Source organism: Exiguobacterium sp. S22-S28 (genome assembly GCF_043359615.1).
Lineage (GTDB): Bacteria > Bacillota > Bacilli > Exiguobacteriales > Exiguobacteriaceae > Exiguobacterium_A.
Genome location: NZ_JBHFFC010000012.1, coordinates 1 through 26,513 on the forward strand (window position 1 = coordinate 1; position 26,513 = coordinate 26,513).

The following is a 26,513-nucleotide window of genomic DNA, read 5'->3' on the forward strand; positions in this document are numbered from 1 at the left end:
CCCTCTATCTTTTAATTAGTTATTTATTTTTTGTGTCATAATTTATCTAAAATCAATTTAAGGAGCAAATCAAATGGATTGTTGCCACACTTATAAAGCTGATTGTTCACGAACTGAAAAAGAATATAAAGTATTTGTTTATTTAATAACTGACCCAAATGAAATCCTAGAAAGAGATGAAAATCCCATAACAAAGGCATTAAAAGAACACAAACTAAATCGTTCAATAGGTATTTATTTTTACAGATTCAAGGATCTAGAAGATGGTTGCGGATTTTCTAAGATTGGCGAAGTTTCAAGCAAATCTGGTGTCGTAAACCGATTCACACGGGGCTGGCATGGAACTCACAAATACGGTGATACCTACTTAAATAAAGAGTTGTTCAAAGATGTTCAACGGATTTCACCCGAGAATCCTATGTATTTCATATTTTATGAGTTTGATTTATTAAATTCTTTTCCAAAAATTGATGAAATCTGTGCTTTCTATGAACATAGAAAAAAATTAAAGTGTTCAACAACAAATAAAGAAAGAATAAATTCAAATCATAAACTTGGTTCAAATCTAGTTTGGTATAAAAAAGCATTCCATGAAGTTTTTGATTTGAAATTTCCTAACGGCAAACCCTATCCTTTATTAAAAGAATAAATCATCTTATAACATCACTACATATACGTTGATGCCAAAAATGGTTACTTTTAAAATTTTTTTCTTTCCAACTTGCTTCTATGAAATAGGAAGTGTGATTCGTAACGAACTCACACTTCCTTTCATTTTACCCATATTTCAGGTAGCCAAGCATTCTAATAAATATCCCGCTAACTTAATGCTTTAGTCGAATAGCGAGACGATTTCGTCGTAGTCGACGGTCGGATCAGGACGGAGCTCACCATTCTCGATTGCGTCGAGCATGCGTAGCTCCTTCAGCTTGAGACGGTCATAGATTTTCTCGTCTACCATCCCGTGTGCCTCCGGCTGTCCATGCATCATCATATAGTGATAGCGCGTATACTGTCCTTGCGGCAGGCCGAGACGATGGATGCGGTCCCGTGACTGTAGCATATGCGTCAGGTTGAACGAATACTCCAGGTAGACTGCGTCATGGCAGACATGATGGAGGGACACCGACTCGGCGAGGGTATGCGGATTCGTGACGATGACGTCGACCTCGCCCGCCTGGAACGACTTGATGATGCGCTCCCGCTCCTCGAGTGGGGTGCTGCCATAGATGGCCTCGGTTTTGATGCCGCGTGCGAGCAACTCTGCCCGGAACTTGTCGATTGTATGGACGAACATGCACCAGACGACCGCAGTTTTTCCTTCCTGATGGAGGGAGGAGACCAGGTCCACCGTAGTGTGGAACTTCCGTGTCGTCGGCACGCGGCGTAACAGCTCGATCTCCGACCGATCGAGTACGATCGGGGGAGCATCCTCCTGTCCGGTCCATGTCATCCCGTTCGCCTCCTCCTCGCCATACATCTCCTCGAAGTCGAGGGCTCGCAATAGTAGCTCGGGACAGGTCGATGCCTGGAGCAGACGGACATACATACTGAACGGATTCCCCATGTACTTACGATGTACGAGGTCGATGATTGCCTGTTCGGCATCATCCGCCTCCACGTGATAGTGGATGTCCGGTTCTGCCGGCGGTACCTGTAGTTCATACTTCGTCGTCCGCCAGAAGAACGGCAACAGCTTCGCATTGATTTCCTCGATCCGTGTCGAGGAGGGATTCTTCAGCTCGCTCGGCTTGAAGTTGAAGAAGCTCTTGTAGTCCTCGGCATAGAGGATGTTGAGGAAGTTATAGACGTCCTCATAGGTGTTCGGGATCGGGGTCCCGGTCAGGACATACTTGTAGGACGTCAGTGTCGAGAGACGCTTCGCGATCTGGGCACGCTTGCTCTTCATGCCCTTGATCTTATGGACCTCGTCGAACACGAGCATCGTCCGATCATCGATGACATCACTGAGCACGCCCTCGAACCGCCCGAGGGACTCATAGTTGACGAGGATGAGGTCGAACGAGTCTCCCCCGAGACGCAGTTGTCGGATGGGTTCGTCCGTATCATGGATGTTGAGCAACCGGAGCGCTCGCTTCGTCCCGAAGTTCTCCACGTATTCGTCCTTCCAGGCGAGGAAGGTATTCTTCGGTCCGATCATGATGATTTTATTCACTCGATCGATCTCCGGTGAGGAGAGATAGGCGAACGCCCCGTATACCATGGAGGTCTTACCGGCACCTGGTACGGAAAAGTTGGCAGCACGGTGCATCTCCGCCATGTAGAAGGCGGACTGCATCTGTTTGTCACGGAGCTCACGATGTAGCTCACGATCGACGATGGATGCGAAGCTTGCGTACTTGTCCTCGATGCGGTCATCCTGCGTCTTCAGCAACATCGCATAGCTCGAGCGTTCCTCGATGAGGTAGGTCTGTCGCTCGAGGTGTTGTTCCAGCGCACGCGTCACCACGACGTCGAAGTCCCGGCGTCGGCCAAGCTTCTCGAAGAGTTCGATGATTTTCCGGATTTCGACGTACGTCAAGTCCTCGCGGAAGTGAGGATATCCCGCTTCCGCATAATAGGGCTTCAGCTTCGTGACGATGGTCAGCTCGTTCGCCTTCATCTTACCTGGCGTCACGTTGTCGTATATCACGAATCGCCCATCGTCCACCGTGAGGATCATCGCGTCCTCCTGCAGCATCTCCTTGTCCAATATGATCGTCCCCTTGTCGTATGTCAGTATCTTCTTGATGATGAGTTCCTCGATGCGCTTGACGTAGATGTTCTCCTCCCGCATCCGGTCCGCCCAGAGCAAGTCGAATTCCCGACGTGCACGATGGATCTTCTCGACGTCGAAGGAGGAGGAGAGCCACGTCGTCGTGATGTCGAAGGACTCGAAGTTGTTCTGGATGGCGGCGCTCGTCTCATTGTTCGAGCCCGTGAAGTAGATGACGTTCCCCGTCGTGTCCTCGACGAGGCCGAACTTCGAATGGAACAATCCGGACGACTTGAATCCGATGCGGATGTCGACGACGCCGTTCGCGATCAGATGGGCGAGATTACAGTAGTCCATCATCTCCTCGTCACCGAGACGTTCGTCGAGGCGCTCGAGCAGGTTGTCGACGGTCTGCTCGCGTAGGGCATACCCTTGTCGTATCAGCTGGACGTCCTCTTCGCTCAGCTCCTCCGAGACGATGAGGCGCATCCGTCCGCCGTTCCGGACCAATCCCTTGACGCCCTGGCCGTAGGAAGCCAGTGCCTTCGAGCTGAAGTATCCACTGACACGGTCGTAGGAGACGGAACGCCCGAGGACCGGCGTATAGAAGTCTTTACCGATCTGATGCTCCGACGTGTAATAGGAAGGCCGGAGCATCAGGTCACGGAAGTCAGAGTCTTGACTCATAGGCCTCTAGTTCCTTCCTGATTTGCTCGACGAGACGGGAGAACTCCTTCTTCGACATGGCATCCATCCGGGCGATCTGATCCGCATCGACGTTGTCGAGCGTCCGGATGACCGTATTCAGCGAATCGATCGGCTTCATCTTGACGCGCGTCAATACCGTCTCGTCCACGCGTTTGCTGACGATCGAACCGGCCTCCTCGCGTACCTTCGTGAGGTTCTCGTTCACCTTTCTGACCGTGTTCACCGTCACGCTCACCTCTTCCTGGTACGCGTCATAGACGTCCTCGACGATGTCATCGTATTCATCCAGGAACTGTTCCCGGTTGCCCGCTTGGATGATTTCCTTGCCGATCCGCCGGACGTATCGCGTCAGGTCGCCGTCCTTCGAGAGGGTCATCGCCGTGAACAGCGCGTTCTTGACCCGTTCATATTCTTCCTCGTCCTTCTCCTTGTTCAGGATGAGCATGATCTCCTGGAGCGGACCATCGAGTTCCATGTCGCGAGCCACGTAATATTTTCCCTCGGCGTTGATGAACTTCAGGTAGTCGACCATGAGGTTCGCCTTCTTGAGCATCTTCTTGACGTCCGCCTCGCTCTTGTTCGTGTTCGAGGCATATTCCTTCACCGTGAAGTATTTGTTCTGCTCGATGTCGTTGTAGACCTCGACCAGGTTGTCGATGGCGTTATAGTCGACCGGACGCTCTTCGCCGTGCTGTAGGTTGAGCTCGAGTCGCTTGATGTCGATCGCGGAGAGCCCCTCCGATGGATCGAGGATGACGGCCTCGAAGAACGAGGTCTTCCCTTCACGTTTCAGTTGGCGCAGGCACGTGAAGCGACGGTTCCCGTCGACGACCGTACCGTCGTTGAGGACGACACCTGGTAGTCGTTGCCCGAAGAGGTCGATGTTCTTCTTCGTCTTGTCGAGGGCAGAACTATTGGACTCGACGATGAATTGTTCGACGAGGTCGTTGTATTCCTCCTTCGAGAGGGTCTGGATGTCCTTCCCTTCCGACTCATAACGGTTCATCGAGCTGATGATGCGTCCGTTCTGGCGGTTGTAGAGAAGGAGCTCGAGCGGAATCTGATAGACCGGATAGCTCTGCGTCTTTCCTTTGATCGTCAGTTTGCGTGTGCCATCGGTCAAGGAGATACTTTTCTTGATCTCTTGTTGTAGGTCGATCGTGTTCTCGAAGTTCATGTCGTGTGATTCCTCCCAAAAATTATGTCAGACGTCTCCTGACGTCGTATCTTCATATTTAAATTTTACACAAATATAGAAAATAAAGACAATCTGTTTCAGATAACGACCGATCATAGTCAAAATTTCATTATCCGTTTTCTGGTTTCAGACAAGCACAGGCATCCGATGACCGGATGCCTGCTTCAAATGCTCGCTTTAGCGAAGATATTGTTCTAGCGCGAGACGGATGATGTCCTCTGGTCTCGTCCCTTCCTCTTGCGCTCGACTTCTCAGGTTTTTCAACAACGGATCATCCGCGTCACCGAAGTCGATCTGTATCTTGACGGCACGTCGCGACGCCGGCTGGTCGATGACGCGCTCGTCCTTGCGTTCGTTGAGCATCCGCTTGACCTCGCGGAGCTCCTCCCGCGTCATCTCATAGACGGTCTTCTCATCGTCACCGATAGGATATGTACGTCCCTCGAGCATGACGGCACGTGGATCCTCGGGCCAGGACAGCAGCTCCGCGAGTTTCGAGGACGTGAGGTCCTCCGCGATCGCCTGCGTGAGCAGTTCCTCGCCGAAGACGTTCCAGAACGAGACGAACCGGCTGACCTGGGACTGCGACATGCCGATTTTCCTCAGGAACTCGAGCCATCCGCCCTCCTCGTGCCGGAACTCTGCACGCGTCTCCTCGTCGCGGAACAGGTCATGAGCATGGGCGAGGACACGGCACTTCTCGACGAAGCTCGTCGCATGGATGGCATCGATATGGTTGTAGTACTGCACCAATCCGTCCATGTTCTCCGGAAGGTTCTTCGACACGACACGCGAGAGCGCGGTCGCCGACAAGGACTGGTAGGGATTCGCGACCGTCGCCGTGGCAGAGAACTTCTTCACGGCATCGATTTTCCCTTCCCGTGCGTCAGGTTTCGGTGCTGCCGCCTCCGGGAGCGTCCCGTTCGCCTGGAAGCTAGAGAACGTCGGGGTCTTCTTTTTACGACTCATAACGCGAGCACCTCCTCTGCGAGCTTGAGGTAGGCGTCCGTCGCAGGCCCCTTGTGATCGATGACCGGACGTGACTCACGCTGGAGGGACTGGACCTTGACCATGTAGGGAATCGTCGTCAGCACAGGGATGCCGACCTCGCGTCCGAGGTCGATGAGTTCCTCGACCGTCGTCAGGTCCCCCCTCGAACGTGAACCGACCATCGTCGGGACGAATGCCGCGATATGGATGTCCTCCTTATACCGCTTCATCTCCTCGAGCTCCTCCGGGGCCGTATAGACGGCGTCCATCGAGAACTTCTGCATCTGTACCGGCATGACGATGAGGTCCTGGGCGACCAGCGCGCACCGGGCGTACGGGTTCAGGGCGGACGTCGAACCAGGGCAGTCGATGAGACAGACGTCGAATAGTTCCTCGACGCGTGCCAACTCCTCGCTGAGTCGGTACTCGTAGCCCATCTGGCTCGTCAATCCTGTCGGTGAGGCCGATCGGCGCGTCGGTATGAGATGGATGGTCCCGGTCTCGTATTCACAGTTGACGATGACTTGCTCGATCGGTGAATAGAATGGATCAATCTCCTCGAGTAGGCAGTCGAGCAAGACTTTCCCGGGGTAGTCCTCCGTCAGCCCGAGTCCGTTGGATGTCGAGGCCTGGTCGTCCGCATCGATGACGAGAACCCGTAGGCCGTCCCTCGCATAGGCATGCGCGAGGTTGATCGTCGTAGTCGACTTCCCTACCCCGCCCTTCCGGTTGTACAATGCAATCTTCTTCATCAGTCTTCGTCCCCTTCCATGGTATCTGCTTCTGGCCTGTCTTCTATGATTTCACGCACGAGTGTCTCCTCGATCATCTGTGAGAGCAGCTCACTGATGCTGAGCCCGCGTGCGTTCGCGATTCTTTGTATCTTTTCGGATGTCTCGGACGGGACGCGTGCCGATACGACGGTCGACGTCGCATCCTTCTGTCGGAAGGCACTGACCTTCACGCCGGACGCGGTGGATCGGTTCGCCCGGATCTCACGGACGGTCGCCTGTTCGATTGGCTTCCGGCCATCCGTCACGGGAAGTCCGTTCAGTACGACGTCCTCGGGGTCCTCGACGTACATCAGCTCGAATATCTTCGAGGCTGGCAGGCTGCCGAGCGATTCCTCGAGCGGCTGTAAGGTATCGTACGCCTTGACGTAGCGGGAGGCCAGGGAGTTCGACATGCTGACGACCTCGAGGAAGCTCCGCCATTCTTGGTTGTCATGCATCTCCGACTTCGCGATCGAGAGGCGTTTGCCGATCTCGAAGACCGAGATGGTCTGCACCTTCGCGAGCTCCTGGATTTCGAGGGCCAGGTTCTCGAGGTCACGCGAGACCGGGAGCTTCTGGACGACGGACCCGATGTCCGTCAACCCACTCCGGTAGGGGTGCTGTTCCTGTGGCTTGACCTTGTGGATTTGTCTGTTACGTGCCTTCATCCTCGGATACCTCCCTCTGCCATGCGTCTCGCGAGTTCCCTGAACGGGAGTGCGAGTTCGATTCCTTCCTTCGACTTGTACTGGAGGACGCTCTTTCCGTTGTCCGCTGCCTTCTCGATGAACGCTGCACGACGGACGGACGGTAGGACGTCGAGCCCCTCCGACTCCGCGAGCGTGCGCATCGCCTCGGCATACTCGCGGTCACCCCGGAGGCCGGCATCGATCGCGACCGGCATGATTCCGGTCAGTTCGAGCGAGGCGTTGTAGAACTTCTTCACCTGTCGGATTGTCCGGATGGTGCTGCCGAGCTGGTCATAGACCAACTTCTTCGGCATGAAGGGTACCACGACATGGTCCGCACAGGACAGGACGACCTTCGAAAGCTCGTTGATCGAGGGTACGGAGTCGAGGATGATCCAATCGAACTCTTCGGCTAGCGGGGCCAGCATGTCCTTCAATAGGAAGAGCTTGTCCTGCTCCGATATCAGATTGATGAGCCGGGCGTTCCGTTCGTTGGAGGGGAGGAGACTGACGTTATGCTTCTCGTCGTCGAACAGGATTTCCTCGATGGCGAGTCCTCTCGCATGGACGTCGTAGAGTGTCATGTATTGGATGGTGTCCGATTCCTTGAGCATCAGCTTGCTCAGGGAGCCTTGCGGATCAAGGTCGACGAGTAACGTACGAAGGCCGAGTTCACCGAGTGCATGCCCCATGTTCAACGAGCAGGTCGTCTTCCCCGAACCTCCTTTTGATATGTAGAACGTCAGAATGTTCATCTTCTCTCCCCTTTCTCCTCTTATCATCACATAGGAATATGTTGAAGACAACAATTTTCATCATCAGACCAGTATTTTAAACCGAATTTGTTTGTAAACAATAAATAATCTGTGTATACATTTCGACGTCGAAATGTATACACTCTTCTAATAAGATTCATCGATGGTATCCCTCATGAGGTGATTCGCCTTCTCCGGAGAGGGCACTGGACGTCAACGTACCGTAGATTCATCGATACTATGATAGAGGGGTAGACCATATTATCATCATTCAATACATTCTAAGAGATTGAAGGGATTAAAAGAGAATTAAAGAGAATTGGAAAACGTGAATCAATCATGAAGCCTTTGGTACCAGCAGGTTGCGTCCTTCAAGAGATCAGATTTAAAGTCCTCCCTATTTGCAGAAGTTCTGATCTAATCTTTTTTTGAATCGAAAAAAGGCGTTTTCATTCTTAGGATGCTGTTTATCTTCTAAAATCGTCTTTTTTATTGTGATGAGAATTTGTTTTTTTTCCTGAATAGTATGACACATTGAATACTGCTGATCTGTTGGTCAAGAAAGGTCTTATCATGGTAGTTTTATTCATCGTAAGAGTCGGATCACACAGCAAGACACCTGTTTTCAAAGAAATTTTCAAAAAACGGCACGACAAAGAGACCATCATGCGATGGCCGATTTTTGAGTGAGTCGTCTCATACGGTCGTTGAGGTAGAGGACGGGCGACTCGAAGAATGGACGGTACACGTCCGTCTCCTGGAGGCCTTCCCCGAACCGTAGGAAGTCGTTGCGGATCGAGCGCAGGACCTCGCCACAAGCAGAGAACCCATATGTGTCACTGAGCGATTGTAGGGACGCGGCGGGGACCTCGAGTCGTTCGAAGTCGACGAAGTCGCGAGCGACTTCGCGGAGGTCGAACCAACCGATGAGCGTGTCCGCCCGCTCCGCCTCCTTGATCCGCTTGCTGTCCACCTGTTCCTCGAGCTTCACGTGGAACATCAGGGGACGGGTGACGGTATGTATCCGCTTCTGGAGGGAGAGGCTGCCCTTGACGGCCGTGAGGAAATCCTTCGTGTCCTCGACGAGACGCACGCTGAAGACACGCGAGAGCTGGTCGAGCATCCCTTTCACGGCAAGACGATGGCCACAGTAGCGCGGCAAGAATCCTCTCACCTCGTCGTACGTGAGGGTCGCCTGTTCCTGGGACTGGACATGGACGTCCCGTTCCACCTGGACGAGGGCGCGTAAGGCCACGCGTAGGATGTTGACATGGTCGATCTCCATCAGGTGCCGGACCATGCCGCACCAGACGGACGTATAGCCGGTCTTCGAGCGGTAGGTGCCGGAATCCTCGAACAGATCACGATAGTTCTCGAGATAGTCGACGAGCTCGATCGAGACGACGCCTGAGAAATGTACGACGTAACGGATGAGGCCGACCTCCTCGAACAGACGAAGGTTGTCATGCAGGGAGCGGACGGATGTACGGGAGAACCCCGCCAAGGCCTCGCTCTCGACGAGCGGAATCAGGCCCTCGTCGTCGCAATGCGACAGGAGCGTGATGAGATGCCGGATCCGGGACTTCGTCCACTTCAACGCGAGGAACGGACCTGGGATATTATAATGATGCTGTTCATACATGAAGCCATCCTGCCGTTTCGTCCAACGCGTCAGACCGCTCATGGCGATCAACAACTTGTTCGCGATCAATACGTGCCGGTTCACCTGATTCAAAGACATGTCTACACCTCCCCTACTCTTGACTATTACATTCAGTATCGTGTCCGGAAGTGGGACTGTCAAAGTGCGTCTCCGGTACGGTCATCGACGACCAAAACGCTATGAACGTTGGTATGAAGCCGTTTTCAGACGGGAAAATGATGTCATTTCGGTACGGTCGAAAACGACCAAAATCTCCAGAATGCCGTCATGTCGCCATTCATGACCTCTTTCGCCTAGTATTTTCATGACTTTTCCTGCGCAGGATGTCGTTCCGGTACGGTACATGACGACCAAAACGATGAAAACGTCATTCCGGTACGGTACATGACGACCATTTCACTAAAAAGTGTCGTTCCGGTACGGTATCCGGCGACCAAAGTGATAGAAAAATCCGCGAAATTTTTTTTTCAAAAAGCGCAAAAAGAGCAAAAATGTCATTCCGGTACGGTCGAAGACGACCAATATGATGAAAGTGTCGTTTCGGTACGGTCCAAAGCGACCAAAAGTAGAAAAGTGTCGTTCCGGTACGGTCTGAAACGACCAGAATCGACATGAATGTGGGTGAAATCGTCATCCAGAGGACTTCCTACCCGACCAAAATTTAAAAATTGGTCGTTTTACGACATTTTTCGACAGCCGTAGTTCTTGATCCCTATCCCATCCCTGAGGGGCCTCGAAGAGAAGAGTGGTTCATTATAAGAACTGGTGTTCTTTTTTTGTGGTGGGTGTCATCCTCTGCGGTCTACCGTATGGGGGGGACGTCGAGAGTCTCTCCATGGCTATCCCCTAAGACGACGAAGACCGGACGGACCCTGAGGTCCATCCGGTCTGATCCTTCTCTTCTCGTTCAGAGAAGAAGGACGTTGCTCTTGTCGTCGAGCTCCCATCGTTCCAATGGATGGAAGTATAAGAAATAGTAGTCCCCTGACCGATGCCAGTCCTGGATGATGAAGTCGAGGTCCTTTATGCGATCGAGGTTCGTCTCGAGTTCCTTCAGGTTGTCCGCCTTCCGGCTCTTGTTGAACCGGATCGAGTGGGTGAACTGACGCCAATGCCGCTTCGCCGGTGTCGACTCCTTGAGCTGGAAGGAGTTGAGACGCTCCTTCTGCAGGACGAAGGAGAGATGGTAGGCGAACGTCCCCTTCAGTCGCTCAATCTGCTCCCCGTAGATGCTGATGATCTGTTGTTTCAGCAAATCATCATAGACCTCCTCCGAGACGGTCACGGTGACCTGTGTATCGCGGAGCTGGACGGAGGAGGAATTGCTGATCTTGACGGAGGAGAAGAGACCGAAGATGGTGAGGTCCCCTTCCTCGTTCCTCAGGGCGATCCGATAATAGCCGAGCTTGACCAAGCGCTGTGTCGTCAGCTTATAGCTATTCCCACTGTCGTTGCCGTATATCTTCTTGACGAGCTTCGAAATCGGGAACACGATTTTCCGGCTCGTCTGGAACGTGAGGTCCCGATAGGACAGGATCTCGTTGAACGCCTCGAAGTCCCGTGCATCGAGGTCCGGTACCTTGCCGTCGAGCTCAGCCAAGAACTCGTTGCTGACGAGGACGGACAGGTTGTTCGGCACCCCCTGCTTATACTTCGGGATGAGGGCGGAGTAGTCATGGAGGTCCAAGGACAGGTCATTCGTCATCCCGTCGCCTTGGTTGAACTTCTCGGTCGAGTTCTTCAGACGATCGGCGATGCCGAAGAATGGGACCGTGATTGCCGTCGATGTCGCGACATGGGCCTTGGGCTGTACATGTTTCAATCCCTTCGCGACCTCCCCGATGACCATCAGGATGTCGGTCCGCATCGTGCTCGTGCGTTGGTTCTTCGTCTTCTGCCCCCAGTGGGGATACGTATGGATGAGAAGGTTATGGTTCTCCGCCCATTCCTCCAGTTCACGTATGTGGTCCTGCATGAGCGAGTCGATGCTGTCGGACGAGAACTTGCGTTGGAACCCTTCCTTCCCGGCGATCTCCCAGAACTCGAGGTACATCTTGTGGAGTCCCCGTAGCTCCTTCAGTGGTCCCTTGTTCTCGAGGTAGTTCCGGGTGGCTGCGCGGACCCATCGCCGCTTCAGCTTCGTGAAAGAGTAGTAGCGGAGCTTCGTGTAGACGTCCTCCTCGTTCTGGAACTCATAGTACTCCTTATATAGTTGGTCGACGTACGCCTCGACGTCGACGATGTCGGTCGAGGCGAGTTGTTCGGTGACGTCGTTCTCGAGAAGCGTCTTGGCCGCCTGCGAGACGACGATCTGTCTATGTTGGACGGATGATGTAGAGTCCATGGTGCATCGCCCCCTTTTTTTCGATGCATATAGCATATCATGTCAAAGTATGTGTGGGGAAATCAGATGAGGAGTACGCGCCGGCGCATACTTTCCGGGGATGAAGAGCATTTCATATCGGACGAATGATTGATGGGTCCAGGAGGGATGTAGGGCGTCTCGACATCGTCGTCATGAAGATGGATGTCGTGTCGGGTGGACTTCATCAATCGCCTTTTTGATGTCCGTATATGCCCTCACTATCATTGCCTGGTATCTTGTATCGAGTGCCCGTAGGGAGGGATGGTTCGTCTGCTACGGACGTGATGGATTACGGTCATGCATCGTATGGTTCCGGATGCCAGGTAGGGGGCCGGAAGACTTCCATCAACTCACATTGACGAGGTCATTGTAAATCGTTCTTGCTAAGAGGGCATCTACATACGATCGTATGTATCCAAGCGGTCGATGTCCTGGAAAAGTATGCGCCGGCGCATACTTTTATTATTTCAACTACCTTATTCTGTTCAAATGAACCATTCCAGCAAGAGGGAAAGTGATGACTCACACGTCGTCAGAAACAATTCACTTATATACTTCTAAGGCATCGGATGGGATTTCCTACTGCATGCTTGATATCTCTAAGAAGGACCTGGAGAGGGCATTTACAATCAATCATGGCACATGAATTAATCGAGTCGTACGACGACAACTCGAATAATGGGTGAGGCATTCATGAATAAGCCGACAAAAGGTTGACATGTGAATCGATCGTAGACATGTTTCACGTGAAACAAGCCCTGTAGTTTTACAGAGTCCATGTGGCGATGATAAGAATAAGTCAAAGTTTGGATGCCGTTCTCGACGAGAGTGAGCTTCCACGATGGATTCCTCCTATCCGTGGTGAATCGATGAAAGGACTGGAGCATGTTGGTCCGTAGATTTTCTTCGTCTAAGAGGTAGAGTGTGGTCGACTATTATAATAGAGGAGAATGCGAAGGGGAAGAGGCCGGATATGTCCTGCGATGAGTATGATCATCCGATTATATAGGCCTAATGCCTTGAATCCTATCTGACGAGGTTCGTCCTGATTCGTCGGATAGGAGGCTAGTCTACATGTGATATGAGGCATTTCATGCTGCGTCACGGACTGAATCTAGACGTCCAAACCCAAGGAGGGAAGGCTGTCGAGAATGAAGAATCAACCAGTCTTTTCGATGCTGACGACCATACATGAGCCCATCCTTGCTTTCAGAAGGCCGATTGATGTCCATTCACTGATTTTACCGGCGAACGTTATGCGCTAAGGAAGAGTGTGACCATCCCCCGTGGAAGAGGATGGGGGATGAAGGGTCGGAAGACAGGCTGAAATCAGGCGTCCAAGAAATCATCTGTCTAGACCGCGAATCTAGCTTAGGTGAAGTATGTGCCGGCGCATACTTTTTCGAAGGACTTCTGATAGAAGTCAGAGAGACCTGACCTACGGAGATGACCGTTCATATGGGGGGATGGCCATGGTCGTAAATCGTAAGTACAGGCGAATGACCTCGTCATGATCGATTACATGCGAGGTTCAGATGTAGTGTAGTACCTTGATTTTCATCATGGTTCAACCCATCAAAAAAAGTATGCGCCGGCGCATACTTTTTTTGATGGAGGTGTCATCGTCCATAGACGTATCCGAGGAAGGATTCCTTGTCGGAAAAGAGTCGTCCCAGCTCCTCTGATACATAGACGTCGGTCTTGCGCAGGACACGAAGGATTTGATCCTCGATGGGTCGGAAGCCATATCGCTCCTCGAGCCGACGGAGATAGTCATCGATGTCTTCCCCGTCTTTGATATGGGAAGAAAGAAAACCCTCGACGGAATGCCGGACACGACTGCGATTCCGATAATACACCGTCCCACCGGGGAGGTTCAGGATGCGCAGGAGGGGACTCCTATGCATCAGGTCCTCGAAGAAGGTAGAGTCGAACCCGAAGTCGTATACAGGATGACCTCGTCCCAATCGTGCGGCCATCGCCGAACTGATGAACTCCTCTTCCGGCAACCTCTCGAGGAGCCAAGGGACGAACTTCATGAGTTCTGACCGAGAAATCCCGGAGTCGAACAGACGTGACTCATGGAGATAGGTATCCGGCTCGACCTCGACGTATTCCTCCTCATCCTCCAATACGAAGCGAACATGTCTCTCCCAATGTGTACTGGAATGGCCGCTAGAAGGAGTAATCTCTTCGGCGAGGGCATGCAGCGGGATGAAGTCACTGTATCTCGTCACCTGATCCAGGATGAAGTCGCGTCTGGACGACACGTTCACCGCAATCTCATCCCGTGACAACACCCGCACTCCGCTCTCTCGATGCTTCCGTGCCAGGATGTGTCTTAGTTCCGCAGGGGAGATGACGTCGAGATTCCGAATCTCGGGAGACAAGCGCTCATAAAGGATACGTGGCGTGAAGATGCCCACCACGTCATGCACCTTGTCTCGCAGGAGGAGGGAGAACGACGTCGCTTCATAGGGTACCTTCAGGCGGCGCACATATCCTCCCGTATGGATCAGCTCACGAGATTTTCGTGCGACCTCCTTCATACGGCTTTTGGTGATGTCTAGCATTTCGATATGTCCGTGTGGATTGACGCTACTCGACATGCGTTTCGCATCCCTCATGACAACATCCTCTTGCAAGGGGAGATGGAGGCCTTCGGTCATCGTCAGAAGGATGTTCTCGAGGTCGTAGTGACGTACCTCGTGGGTAGATGGACAGACATAGGCATTCCGTAAACGTAGGAAGCGGGATCGTTCCTTCGTACCTAGCATGTCGACGAACGTTTTCGACGTCGCCTCTTCCGTACCGCGTTCATGAAGAAGGTCGAGGTAACGATGGACGCGGTCGGATGAAGCAAAGACCTCACGGAACAACGTCCGACTCAGTTGGAACGTCCGGAACATTCTGGCATACAGATGGTTCTCGAGGATGCGTTCGTTGGGTAGTCGTCGGATGATCGTGAGGACGTCGTCCAATGACGTGTGTCCGAGGCGATCCCCTCCGTCAAGATGCGAGCGAAGGACGCCATCTGGATCACGCCATGGGAGCACGGAGTCGAGGGGGAAGAAGGCATCAGGATGTTCATCACCAGGATAGGGGACGACTTTCAACATCATTTTTTCGTCTTCCCCTGAGGTCGTCCGGTCATCGTCGAACAAGCGTAGCTCCTCGATGGCACCGAGGATGTTCCGATAGAGGTTGGAGCTTCCTTCCCCCTTCGTCCGTTCGCGGAACTCGAGGAACGACATCGAGAAGAAATCGATGAGCACGAATCCTCGTTTGAGGAGTAGGGATTCGATGGTGGAGTAGGGGACGGGATGCTCCTGCGATATCGTCAGGTGATAGAGATTCGCCTGACGACATAATTCACGACAGGCATCCGCTCCTAGCTTATCGACCATCTGGTAGAGAACCTTCGACTTCTCGGGGGATATCGGGATGTACTCCCGCACTACGGGATCGAGGACGTCGTCGAGACGTACGCCGATCTCACAGAGCGACCGGAGTGTCGTGTATCCACCCTGTCCGAGAGCGGCCATCTCGCCATGCATCAATCCTAATAGCTCATAATCGTTCCAATCCGTGACGTGTCCATCTGTGACCATATGAACCCTCCTTCTAGAAGACAGAGCGAAAAACACGTTAGCATGTACCTTGATTATAATTCCTTTACATAGGTATCATCCAGATGATTTCATCCATCGTCTGAAAAAAAGTGGTTCTGGAGACGAGTCAAGAAACTCACGAATGAGGGAATCAAGGACGCATTCCCGAAGCAAGATGCTGGACTGGTACTCCATCTCAAGGCAAGGAGAGGCAACTCGGCCGTGCTAGACTCGCTCCCGAACGGCGATACCATCTCGAGACACGGTCTTTGGATTAACGCGAACTATATAGCAGGAATGGTAGAGGACATCTATCGACGGGAGTTTCCTGTACACGTTAGACAAATTAGCAAGGCACCAGCCATAGATGAGAAACAAACCATCCGATTACGACGAACCCTGACTGGAGAGGGGTACATCCTCCCCTCCTTCGCCTGGGAAGGGGAGGACACGAAGACCTTCCCGTACACCATCCGTCAGGAACGTTCGATTCTCTTCGAACAGTCCGAGCTCCTCGATGGCACCGATTATGTTCCGGTAGAGGATTCTTCCCCACGTGTCCGTTCGCGGAACTCGAGGAATGACATCGAAGAGAAATCGACGAGCATGAATCCTCGTCTCAGTAGCAGTGACTCGACCGAGGCATATGGGACGGGGGGCTCCCGGGATATCGTCAGATGATAGAGAATCGTCCGCCGGAACAGCTCGTGATACGTCTCTGCACCGAGGTCGTCGACCATCCGGAAGAGGACCCTGGATTTCTCAGGGGACAACGGGATGTGGCTCAGTATGACGGGGTCCAACACGTCATCGAGCCTGACGCCGATCTCACACAGAGAACGGAGTGCCGTGTAGCCGCCGATGCCCAACGACTCCATCTCACGATGCATCAATCCGAACAGTTCGTACTCACTCCATCCTTCGGGATATCCTATGGTGTTCATGTTCAACCTCCTCCTCATCAAAAGAAGCATTGAGAGACGATATCTTCCATACATCGATTATAGTTCGTGGACGAGAGGACGACCAGAGCATTCGAATACGGATGACAGGATTTTCTAGTCTCAATCGTTACTTTTCTCATATAAAGTCATATAATGGATGTATGAGAAAGCATGGAAGGCGTATACCCTCCATCGATGAAAGGATGTCATCAGGAATGAACCAGAACAAGAACAAGAACGACCTGCTGTTCCGCGGAATCGTAGGGGTGGACCTGGAGGAGATATCGAGAGCATACGGACTGAACCCGGACCTCAACAAGAGCAAGGCACGCCTGACGAACGTGGCGAACCGCATGGTGGAGTCGGTGAAGGATGAAGTCGAACGTCTCCGAGAGGAATCCGGAAAACTAGAGCTCTCCATCCGTACAATCAACCTGAACGAAAAGGGGCGACCAATAGAGCTGAAGCCCCTCGATACCATCGACTTCCTGGAATGGATCGAGAAGTCTTGGGAGGAGAGCCAGGTATATCGTCGATTCAAGGAGACGTTGTTCGTCCTATTGATGTTCCGCACGGACAAGCAAGGACGCACGATCTTCATCGGGGACAAGTTGTGGTCGATGTCGGAGGATGAACTGCAAGGACCCGTCAAGCAGTTCTGGAGACAAGTGAAGGAGACGACAGAGGAAGGCATCGTCATCACGCAAGTCCAGCAGACGAGCAGGGTAATTATGAAGAACAACCTCCCGAAGCAGCATGATAACAAGATTCTTCATGCAAAGATCAAGGCATCGAACGCCGCGGACCTGTGCTCGCTACCGGATGGTCGTACGATTTCGAAGCAAGGATATTGGTTCAATGCCAGCTACATCACGGAGTTGGTCAAGGACATCCATGGACGGGAGACAATCATCCGGACGAAGAAAGGGGAGAGTCGTACGAACTTGGAAGCAAGTCAGGCTGTAAGGATCCAGTCCGACCTGAACGAGGACGGCTATCCCATCGATGAGTTCATCGACATCATCCGTCGTACGATACCGTCGTATGACAAACGACGACTGACGGCAGCCGATGCGGAGCTGCTAGGTTATCGTGTCGATGATCAGCTCGCAATCCGACTAAGCCATCCGAGCTCGACGGCGTACCTCGAACAGCTCATCTTCTCGGACGACTATGTCCGTACCGAGCAGCACCGGGTCCTCCGCACGGACATGGCTGGACGAATGTTGAAGAACCTGGAGCGTCATGCGAGGCTTATCCTCCTCGACAAAGGTTTCTACATCACCGACCGCTGTCTCTCACGCGCAGGCGTCTCGGAGAAGGACATCTCTGATTACAGGGAATCGGTAGAATCGTATGTAACCGAAGGAGAATTCTTCACGCTCGTCTCGTTGCGGAATGACGGATTCACTCATCCACTCGAAGAAATCGGATTCGAGGACCTGTTCTATGAGAGCATTCTTCTACGTGTCGGCGTGCTCAAGAGTCTGCGCATCGGGAAGGCGAAAGTGTTCATCAAGACACTTAAGAAGCCACATCCGGATTCGTTCATAGAATGGTTGATGGGGGAGGACGACATCTTGTCGATGGAGGAACTTCAATCGAGAGCATCATCGCTATTGGCCATCTTCATGACAGAGGATGATTTGATTACCATGGTGAATCGCAGTAACCATCACTATTCTAAAGAATTCGAGAAGGTCTACAGCAGTCACGATGCGTATCTGGATAGCATCTATGAATAAGGGGGATTGGTCATGAAACAAATGATGCATTATATTCTGTCGAATGATGGGAATGAATTCGAGCGTGGGAAGATTGAAGCAATCGGAGAGTCCGTCTATGAGATGACGGAATATGTCGTCGAGAGACTTGCTTCGCACTTCGGACATCGATTGGAATTTGATTTCGTTGATGTCTCCAATGAATGGACATTTGAAGCCGAGGACGAGGAAGAAGGATCCCATACCATCCGATTCGCTCCCGAAGGAATCCATGCGGACAAGTTCGGCATCGAAGAATGAAGTCATGAGATTCTCAGGACTAGTATGTATACGAAAAAAGTATGCGCCGGCGCATACTTTTTTTCTGTCACTCCAGTATCATCTACTCGGGACGAAAGGTATTGTGGACCTCATCCATCCTCTTTCTCCATGTCTACATACTTGAACAAGGAATAATTCATGATGATCGAGGCTTTATCCATTTGTCTGGTCGAGGTCAGGATGTGCCTTGATTAGGGAACGATAAGCAGCTACCAACTTCCTGAACGCCTTCTTGAACTCTGCGACGGTGAATGTCTCTATGACCGCGAGCTGTCCCATCGACTCTAGTAACACCTCCTGCAACTCTGTTCCTCCTAGGACATTCAGTCACATCTTGTCCACCACATGGATATGACTCACCGTGTTAGCGACGTTAGGATAAGAACTCTTCACTTCCTTGTTCAGAGCATCCGCCGGTAAAGATGAAAAATGATCTAGCAATGTCTACATCGAACATCCGTGATAATCGTACATCGTTCTTCCTGCGCCCATTCCAATCTCTCCTCGGTTCAAATTTATGTACCGTCTTATGATTTATATTATAAAAAAAGGATATATGACAGCTAATCGTCATACATCCTGATAAAGATTTATGATTTTTTTCGCTTCGTTTCTTAAAGCGTTCTGCAAGTGGAGGGGACTAATGATTACGACACCTGACCCGAACCCGATTAGGATTGAGATCAACCATTCCGCATTCAACGGGCCACATAGGAGTAGTTCTATCGTGAAGCTCTCGTCTTCTTTCTAACCATGGAAGATGCATACGGGATGGTCTTACCCCATTTATAGTCTTTGATAATGCCGAAACCACCATTCGTACCGTGATAGGAAGTCACCGTAATGCCTGCTGCACTAATCGTCTCGATGTCGCAATGTATCGCCCTCTGGGAGACATTTAGTTCTTCAGCTAGTTGCGAACAGAAATGATGGGACGATGAATTAGCTTGAAAATGATGATGGCTAGTAAACATTCGAGTTTCAATGTATTCTCCTTTAAGTTAGAGATAGTGGTAGTTGTTAGTTTTTATGTATCGCTTCTTTTGTGTATAGATGATTCCTTCTTACTTTTAATGACTGAGGAACTTTTTTGTACTACAAAACATAAAAAGTATACGCCGGCGTATACTTTTTGATAGAGCAGAAGTGACAGATGATTTAAAACGTAATACCAAATATTTGGCGTTCAAGAGTCAAAGAATCATCAAAGAAGGAAAATAGTTTTTGCATCGTTAGGTAAGGGTTCAGAGTATGTTATTTAGAATAACTGGAAGTTGAAAGAAGTGATTGAAACTAAAAATAATTACCAATAAAAAGAATAATAGGTAGAAATTTTTTGGTATAATAAGTTAATGAATAAATATAACGCTACTTATTATTCAATTAAACTTACTTAAAAGGTATTACCAAAGGCGTTGATGTAAATTGATACTACTTTATGAAATCAATCGAAAAGCTACTGGAGGAAAACCACATACATCATCGTTTCAAGTTGTCATTATTAGCCTTGTTGACATTCCGAACGCAAAATTTTCATCGGAGAAGTTTGTTTTAAATATCGAAGGAGTTACTCGAGGGAAACAACCTTGTAAGCGAGTTGTTCGTTCCTAAATGTGAAATAAGTAGAAGCATTCTAATCCGATCTAGCCAAAGATAGCTGTACCATTGTTTGTGTCTTATTGACTATCTGCTGAACAAGACGCTGATGCAAATCTATTGGGATACTGAATCTATAATCAGTTTTATAAAAATTGTTGAAGAAATGAGAAAGTATCGCATGATTAGTACTTATCAATAAAATATTCCTCATCACGTAGTAGTACCGATCATGCGCTGAAATTATGGATGACTACAGAAAAGACTTAACGACTAATAAAGATTAATCGATTATTAACGGGAAATTAAAAAATATACAAGAGTAATGATTTTATTAAAGGAGCCTTATTAATGACTATTAAGTTAGATTTATCTAAGCAAGAATATAATGTTTTTAATATTGCAGATGGTCAATTCTTAGAAATAAGTAACAAAAACTTTATTTTCGGTAAAAATGGTGCTGGTAAATCTACACTCAGAAAAATGATAATGAGTCAGTTAATAGACAAATATGATGTTCGAATTTTCACAGGATTTAATAATCTAATAGTAGATGAAAAATTAAATGCTGTAGTTTTAGGAAAGGAAAATATTAAATCCAAAGACGAATTAGATGAAATCGAAGAAAAACTATTAGAATATGAAACTCAAAAAAATGTACTTCAAAATGAAGTGAAATCTTTATTGTGGAAACAACTATATATTGAAGAAGGAATTCAAAAAAACCCATTATATGTGCAATATGAAAATTTGCTTAGAGAACACGAAACTCAAAAAAATAAGGTAGATACTTTTTATACTGATAAAGCTAGAGAGATTAGGTCATTAGATAGCCCACAAATAGTTAAGCTAAGTTATATGAAAAACTCATTCGCGAAAGATATTAAGAATAGTAAAATTTTAAGCGATTCTGAAGTAAGTGCGAGTAAACAAATTTTGATGGAAATTGTTAAGTCTAATCTAAAAATGAAGTTTAATCCTAAAAATATAGATTTTAATAAATTAATTTTGAATGTAAATGAAATTCTAGAAAATAAAATTAAAGAAGTAAATTTAATGAAAGAACTAAAAAGTGATCCAAATCGAATGACATTTGCTAAAAATGGTTTAACAATTCATAAAGCTGGAGAATACTGCTCGTTTTGTGGAGGCGAGGTAACAAAAGAAAGAATTCAGGAATTAGAAATTTTCGTATCTTTATCAGATATAAAAGAAATCGAGGTACGATTAGATAAAATGCTTAAAGAGGTGGATGAATTATATATACAGGTAGAAGAAATTGAAACAATAAAAAAAGAAGACTATTACAATTTTTTACATGATGAGGTGCACGGAATTAATAATGAAATTGAAATGAAAAAGAAAGAATACATTAATTTACTAAATACAATAAAAAATAGCTTAGTTGAAAAATCGAATGATACATTTAAGTCCGTACAAAAATTAAATACAGTTATTCCATCAGATTTTGAAACTATAAGTAATAATATAAAAAGTACTATTAAAAAACATAACCACTTTACAGATAATGTAATTTTCACAAAAGAGAAGACTAAAGAGAAATTGAGATTACATTATGTTGCACTTAAACTCTTACAAGAAAAAGATTATATGAATGGTTGGCGAGGATATACAATAGAGCATCATGAATTGATAAAGTATGAAAAAGATTCAGAATGTATTAAAAATAAAATTGATAAAAAAGTAATAGACATTATAGGTACTAAAAAAAATATAAAAGAAAACACAATTTTATACTTAGAAAATGAAATAGAGAAAAAAATTAATAGTAAAAATGAAATTTTAAAAAATACAAAAAATACACTTAAATTAGTTGAAATAATTAATAGCAAATTAAAAAAATCTGGTAAACAAAACTTGGAGTTAGCTTTAGTAAAAGATAGCAACAATATTGAGCATTATCAAATAAAAAATCAAGGTGCTATTAGAGCCATCGATAAATTGTCTACTGGAGAAAAAAATATCATTGCATTTTTATATTTTATTGAAAGCTTAAGTGATGTAGAGAAAAAAAATAACAAGAAAAAAGTAGTAGTGTTTGACGATCCTATGAATTCCAATGATGATAATATGCAATATTTAATAATTACTGAAATACAAAAAATATATAACAGTCAGTACCCCGAAAAATTTAATTCTGTTAAAGATTATTTTATTTGTTTAACGCATAATGCTCATTTTTACTTAAATGTTCAACCACACGGACATAGAGTAGAGAAAAAAATAATTGACGGAAAAGAAGTTGAGATTTCAAAATACGATAAAAATAAATTTTACAGATTAGAAAATGGAGTATTTAACCATATCGATTCTTTCAAAAAAGATTTTAGTACACATTATGAATTTCTATGGCTCGAATTAAAAGACTTATATTTGCATAATTTAGTGAACTCAATGTTAAACTCCATGAGACGAATAATAGAAACATATATAAAATTCAATAAGAAAAATCTTATGAAGTTCTATAAAAATTATGAAGAACATAAAAAGTTGTTTGATGTTAATTCTCATTCCATTGATGATTATTCAATTGAGATGATTGGTAAAGATAAAGATAGTTTAATAAGCATGTTCAGAGAACTATTTGTAGCAAATGATGCATTGGAACATTTCGAAACATATTGGAAATAGAAATTATAAGTTAATACTTGATAACGAAAAATAAGTTTTCAAGCTATAAAGTAAAGGAGATATATTTTTGAGTAACCACAATTTAATAAAATTAGATGAGCATCAACTAATAACATGTATAAGATACTTAAGATGGGGATCTTCAAAGCGATTTCGTATTGATCAAAGTTGGAAAAAGAACGATATAATTTATTTTGTAGTTGGAGAAGAACTTGCTGCTAAAGCCATTATCGAAAGCGAACAGTTTTATGAATCACCAAGTGTTTGGACTGAAGATAAATATAAATTTCATTTAGATATAAAGTTTGAATCATATATTTTACCTGAAAATCGTAAAAAAGGGAGCGCAAAGACTTCAATATTATTAGATGAGAATATAGATGAGAACATGGGAAATTATTATAGAGGAATTAAAAAATTATTGGATCAGCAAGTTTATAATATTGAAGAAGAATTTAAAACATCTTCTACTGTTAGTAGTTATAAAACAGTAATAAATAAATATTTTGTAACTTCATTCATTGATAGAATGGATAATAAAATAAATATTATAAAATCTTCTGCAAGGGTTAATTATTATAAAAAAGAAGATGAAGTTTTAGATTATATAAACACGCTTTGGTTTATTGCATTAATTACTCATGAAAAAAAGTTGGTTAAAAGTGCTGTATTTGATCAAGAAAAAGTTAATGTTATTGAAGAAAAATTTAATGAAATAAAAAAAATAAAAAAAGAATCGGATAGGGAAATTTCTAAGAAAAAGATAAAAAATATTCACATGGAAGTTGCGCAAATTTTTAAAGCTCAAAAAGGTATTTTTGAATTATACGGTGTATATTTTGAAAAGATAGAGCCTGAATATTTAAAAATCATTAATATTATCGATGATATTAAAAAAATAATTTCAGAATTTGTTTATGTAGAAAGTCAAAAAGAGTTATTCGATAACTTAACATTAGATTGGTTTATAAATCGTTACATCGATAGTTTTGTGAAATCACAAAAAAAAGTTTCAGGAGGGGTTTCTTGGCACTTATCAACAATTTTAAATGTAATTAATGATGGAGCTAAGTTTTCGGTCAATACCCCACTATCTTATGATAGTGGGATAACATCTAACATAGCAAAATTAGATGATAAAATAATCATGTTTAAGGTTGATGATTTTTCCTACACAGCAATCAGGACTACTATCATAAGGTTAGTTGCAAATAAATTAAGTATAGATAAAATTCAATTAAATGAAGCTAAGTTCATTAGTTCAAAGAAAGAACCCAAAATAAATATAGATATAGAAGATAACTATTTTTTAATAATGAATACCATTCCATACTCTAGAGAAGAATCTATCGAAAAATTACTACAAAACATTCAAAAAATCGATAATGATAGCATAATAATTTCACTTTTATCATTAAATGATTTTATAAAGAGTGAAGATGATGAAGACTATACAAGAAGTTTTATATACAAATTTAAGCAAGTGGCATCCTCAATTGTTGCGTCGGACATTTTTCTGGGGGGATCAGAAGATAATGACAAAATAGTATTAATGATTGGGAAAAAAAATAAAAATAATGATAATTTCAATTATTCGAAGGTTGATAATGATTATGAATTAATAAATTATAACTTATTTTCTGATCACTTACTTAAGGAAGGATATATTGAGAATAAGGACAATTTTGAATCTTTTTTTAATCATTATCGAGAAAATTATGCTATTAAAAAAACAGTAATAAAAAATAATAGAATTAGATTAAGAGTTTTAGGAAAATTAAATAATAAAAAAAAGATTGAAAATTCTGAAATAGTTGAAAGCCTTTCTAACAATCAAAAAGAATTGTTAAATTACATTTTAACCAATAAAAAAAATGGAGAATACTTTAGTACTAATGAGTTAATTGAAGAATTTAATACTTTCAAAAAAATAACCAACGAAAAAAATTATTTCTTTTACGAAAGTACTTTAGAGTTGTTGAATTCTTTAGGTATTCTTAAATTCTCACAAATAAAAAATAATAATAATGATGATAATGATGATAATAATGATAATAATTATTTTTATACCTCTGAATTAAAAAAATGGTCTTTAAAAATAAAATTTTGAAATTTGGTGATTATTTTGGAAATATTAAGTCTTAAATTAGGAAAATATAAAAAATTAAATGAATTTGAAATTAATTTTAATGATTTAGAATATGTAAAATCAAAAAATGAGAATAATAGAGGTCTTCTTGGGTCCGAAAATATAAATATTGCTTTTTTAATTGGGGAAAATGGATCTGGAAAATCATCGTATTTAGAAATTTTAACAATAATTTTCTCAAGGTTATTGCTAAATCAAGATATAGGTTTTTCATTTCAATTAGTCTATAAAATTCATAATGAGGATGAGAATCAAATTGTTAAGTTAGATAATTTGGATAAAAGTGAGATTGAATTTTCTATTTATAACAAAAAAAGTAGTATTTTTGAAGTGCAAGAAGAGTCTTTTTATTCAAAAACTGAATTACATCCCAAAAGAATAATTTCTATTTCGTCTGGACCTCATAGTAACTTTGAAAAGCTTTTGATATACTTACCAACGCGAAATATTAGCGAGAAGATCTTTGATTTGAAAGGAAATGAAAGTACAGAATCTAAACTAAATAAAAGTTTATATGAAGACTTATTGTTTAATCCAAAAATATTAAACTTTAATTCTGATTCCTTGATCTACATATTTATTAGTTTAATGTTTTTTTTGCCAGATTTAAAATCCATAAAACTTAATTTATCTGATGAAATACATAAAGAGTCTGAACAATCTGAAACTACAGAAGAGGATGAAAAATTAAGAAAAAAGATAGAAGAAGAAATAAATAAAATTAAAGATAAATTCGATGAAAATATAAAAAAACTAAAAAAAGATTTAAATTTTTTCGAAGAGATAGGATTTTCACTTAAAATAAAAAAATCTAAGCTTAAAAAATTTGAAAAAAATATTAATGAGAATGCTGACATTGGCGAACTCCCTCAAAAATTCCTTTCATTATTTTATAAGCTATTAAAAATTGGCCAACCAGATATTATTCATAGTGGTGCAGATTATACATACTATTTCGATAAGAAAAAATTAAAGACCCTTCAAAATGAATTAAACGATAACGAAATAAACTCATTATCTATACTTACTACTCTTATGATTGCTGAAAGGTTAGCTATAATTGAGAGTTCTACAGCATATATTAAGGTGGGAGATAAAGACTCAGATCTTTTGACGCACAAGATATTTAGCGATGGGGAATGGTACTGGTTGTGTAAAATGGGGATAATAATTCTAATTCAAAGTGGATTTGAAGATAACTTCTTAGTCATTTTTGACGAGCCAGATGTATTTTTAAACGAAGCATGGATTGAAGATTTCGTGTACAATATAAATATTTTTTCTGATTTCAATGGAACACTCCAGCCCATAAAACACCATGATTATATGATTGCTACGCATTCGACGTTGATGCTCACGGATGCAATACAGAGTCAAGTATATAAGTTCGAGCAAATTGATAATAATTTTATAGGAAACAATATTGATTTTTCAACGTTTGGTGCTGACAGGAGTGTAATAAGCTCAAAGCTCTTCCTGAATGATAAAAGAACGGGGAATTTTGTAGAGGAAAAAATTAATGATGTCTTCAAATTTCGGGATAGTAAAAAAATTAATAATTTATTGAATCAACTCGGACAGGGTTACGATAGATTTTTAGTGCAAGAATTAAAACTTGAAATAGACACTAAATTAGGAGGGGACTTCTAAAGAAAAATT

General features: G+C 45.0%; 20 protein-coding genes. 6 read left to right on the forward strand and 14 right to left on the reverse strand.

Going from position 1 to position 26,513, the window contains the following annotated elements:
• Window positions 1–73 precede the first annotated feature (73 nt).
• A complete protein-coding gene (locus ACHA8N_RS02975; RefSeq protein ID WP_393964648.1) occupies window positions 74–649 on the forward strand; it encodes a hypothetical protein in 576 nt (191 codons plus the stop codon).
• A gap of 183 nt (window positions 650–832) precedes the next feature.
• Here ACHA8N_RS02975 and ACHA8N_RS02980 read toward each other — a convergent pair whose 3' ends face one another.
• From ACHA8N_RS02980 to ACHA8N_RS03030, 11 genes are all read right to left on the reverse strand, one after another.
• On the reverse strand, window positions 833–3,403 hold the full coding sequence (locus ACHA8N_RS02980) for an SNF2-related protein (RefSeq protein ID WP_393964649.1): 2,571 nt from the start codon (window positions 3,401–3,403) through the stop codon (window positions 833–835).
• Window positions 3,387–4,601, reverse strand: coding sequence for a hypothetical protein (locus tag ACHA8N_RS02985; protein WP_393964650.1), 1,215 nt, complete (start codon window positions 4,599–4,601; stop codon window positions 3,387–3,389). The genes ACHA8N_RS02980 and ACHA8N_RS02985 overlap by 17 nt, the downstream gene beginning before the upstream one ends.
• A gap of 198 nt (window positions 4,602–4,799) precedes the next feature.
• Window positions 4,800–5,591, reverse strand: a complete 792-nt coding sequence (locus tag ACHA8N_RS02990; RefSeq protein WP_393964651.1) for a hypothetical protein — start codon at window positions 5,589–5,591, stop codon at window positions 4,800–4,802.
• Window positions 5,588–6,364, reverse strand: a complete 777-nt coding sequence (locus ACHA8N_RS02995; protein WP_393964652.1) for a ParA family protein — start codon at window positions 6,362–6,364, stop codon at window positions 5,588–5,590. The genes ACHA8N_RS02990 and ACHA8N_RS02995 overlap by 4 nt, the downstream gene beginning before the upstream one ends.
• Entirely contained in the window at window positions 6,364–7,053 is a 690-nt protein-coding gene (locus tag ACHA8N_RS03000; RefSeq protein ID WP_393964653.1) for a ribbon-helix-helix protein, CopG family, read from the reverse strand. Before ACHA8N_RS03000 ends, ACHA8N_RS02995 begins: the two co-directional genes overlap by 1 nt.
• Window positions 7,050–7,829: a ParA family protein gene (locus ACHA8N_RS03005; protein ID WP_393964654.1), complete on the reverse strand. Its 780-nt coding sequence runs from the start codon at window positions 7,827–7,829 to the stop codon at window positions 7,050–7,052. Before ACHA8N_RS03005 ends, ACHA8N_RS03000 begins: the two co-directional genes overlap by 4 nt.
• Window positions 7,830–8,493: 664 nt before the next feature.
• Window positions 8,494–9,570, reverse strand: a complete 1,077-nt coding sequence (locus ACHA8N_RS03010) for a hypothetical protein (RefSeq protein WP_393964655.1) — start codon at window positions 9,568–9,570, stop codon at window positions 8,494–8,496.
• A gap of 289 nt (window positions 9,571–9,859) precedes the next feature.
• A complete protein-coding gene (locus ACHA8N_RS03015) occupies window positions 9,860–10,126 on the reverse strand; it encodes a hypothetical protein (protein WP_393964656.1) in 267 nt (88 codons plus the stop codon).
• Window positions 10,127–10,399: 273 nt separating this feature from the next.
• Complete coding sequence (locus ACHA8N_RS03020) at window positions 10,400–11,836, reverse strand: hypothetical protein (protein ID WP_393964657.1); 1,437 nt, start codon at window positions 11,834–11,836, stop codon at window positions 10,400–10,402.
• A 1,640-nt stretch (window positions 11,837–13,476) separates the two neighbouring features.
• Entirely contained in the window at window positions 13,477–15,468 is a 1,992-nt protein-coding gene (locus ACHA8N_RS03025; protein WP_393964658.1) for a hypothetical protein, read from the reverse strand.
• A 527-nt stretch (window positions 15,469–15,995) separates the two neighbouring features.
• Window positions 15,996–16,412, reverse strand: a complete 417-nt coding sequence (locus ACHA8N_RS03030) for a hypothetical protein (protein ID WP_393964659.1) — start codon at window positions 16,410–16,412, stop codon at window positions 15,996–15,998.
• Between the two features lie 215 nt (window positions 16,413–16,627).
• Between ACHA8N_RS03030 and ACHA8N_RS03035 the strand changes: the two genes are divergently transcribed.
• Window positions 16,628–18,157 carry a PDDEXK family nuclease gene (locus tag ACHA8N_RS03035; RefSeq protein ID WP_393964660.1) on the forward strand — a complete coding sequence of 510 codons (1,530 nt, stop codon included), beginning with the start codon at window positions 16,628–16,630 and terminating at the stop codon, window positions 18,155–18,157.
• 12 nt (window positions 18,158–18,169) lie between these two features.
• Complete coding sequence (locus ACHA8N_RS03040; protein WP_393964661.1) at window positions 18,170–18,436, forward strand: hypothetical protein; 267 nt, start codon at window positions 18,170–18,172, stop codon at window positions 18,434–18,436.
• Window positions 18,437–18,610: 174 nt separating this feature from the next.
• Here ACHA8N_RS03040 and ACHA8N_RS03045 read toward each other — a convergent pair whose 3' ends face one another.
• From ACHA8N_RS03045 to ACHA8N_RS03050, 3 genes are all read right to left on the reverse strand, one after another.
• The gene (locus ACHA8N_RS03045; RefSeq protein ID WP_393964662.1) at window positions 18,611–18,736 is read right to left on the reverse strand and encodes a hypothetical protein; all 126 of its coding nucleotides are present in this window, start codon (window positions 18,734–18,736) and stop codon (window positions 18,611–18,613) included.
• A gap of 291 nt (window positions 18,737–19,027) precedes the next feature.
• The gene (locus ACHA8N_RS17560; RefSeq protein ID WP_483867440.1) at window positions 19,028–19,159 is read right to left on the reverse strand and encodes a WCX domain-containing protein; all 132 of its coding nucleotides are present in this window, start codon (window positions 19,157–19,159) and stop codon (window positions 19,028–19,030) included.
• Between the two features lie 20 nt (window positions 19,160–19,179).
• Window positions 19,180–19,431 (reverse strand): HTH domain-containing protein, encoded by a 252-nt coding sequence (locus ACHA8N_RS03050; RefSeq protein ID WP_393964663.1) that lies wholly within the window; start codon window positions 19,429–19,431, stop codon window positions 19,180–19,182.
• A gap of 973 nt (window positions 19,432–20,404) precedes the next feature.
• Between ACHA8N_RS03050 and ACHA8N_RS03055 the strand changes: the two genes are divergently transcribed.
• From ACHA8N_RS03055 to ACHA8N_RS03065, 3 genes are all read left to right on the forward strand, one after another.
• A complete protein-coding gene (locus ACHA8N_RS03055) occupies window positions 20,405–22,705 on the forward strand; it encodes an AAA family ATPase (RefSeq protein WP_393964664.1) in 2,301 nt (766 codons plus the stop codon).
• 67 nt (window positions 22,706–22,772) lie between these two features.
• The gene (locus tag ACHA8N_RS03060) at window positions 22,773–24,815 is read left to right on the forward strand and encodes a hypothetical protein (RefSeq protein ID WP_393964665.1); all 2,043 of its coding nucleotides are present in this window, start codon (window positions 22,773–22,775) and stop codon (window positions 24,813–24,815) included.
• A 6-nt stretch (window positions 24,816–24,821) separates the two neighbouring features.
• Window positions 24,822–26,504 carry a hypothetical protein gene (locus ACHA8N_RS03065; RefSeq protein WP_393964666.1) on the forward strand — a complete coding sequence of 561 codons (1,683 nt, stop codon included), beginning with the start codon at window positions 24,822–24,824 and terminating at the stop codon, window positions 26,502–26,504.
• The last annotated feature ends 9 nt before the right edge of the window (window positions 26,505–26,513 follow it).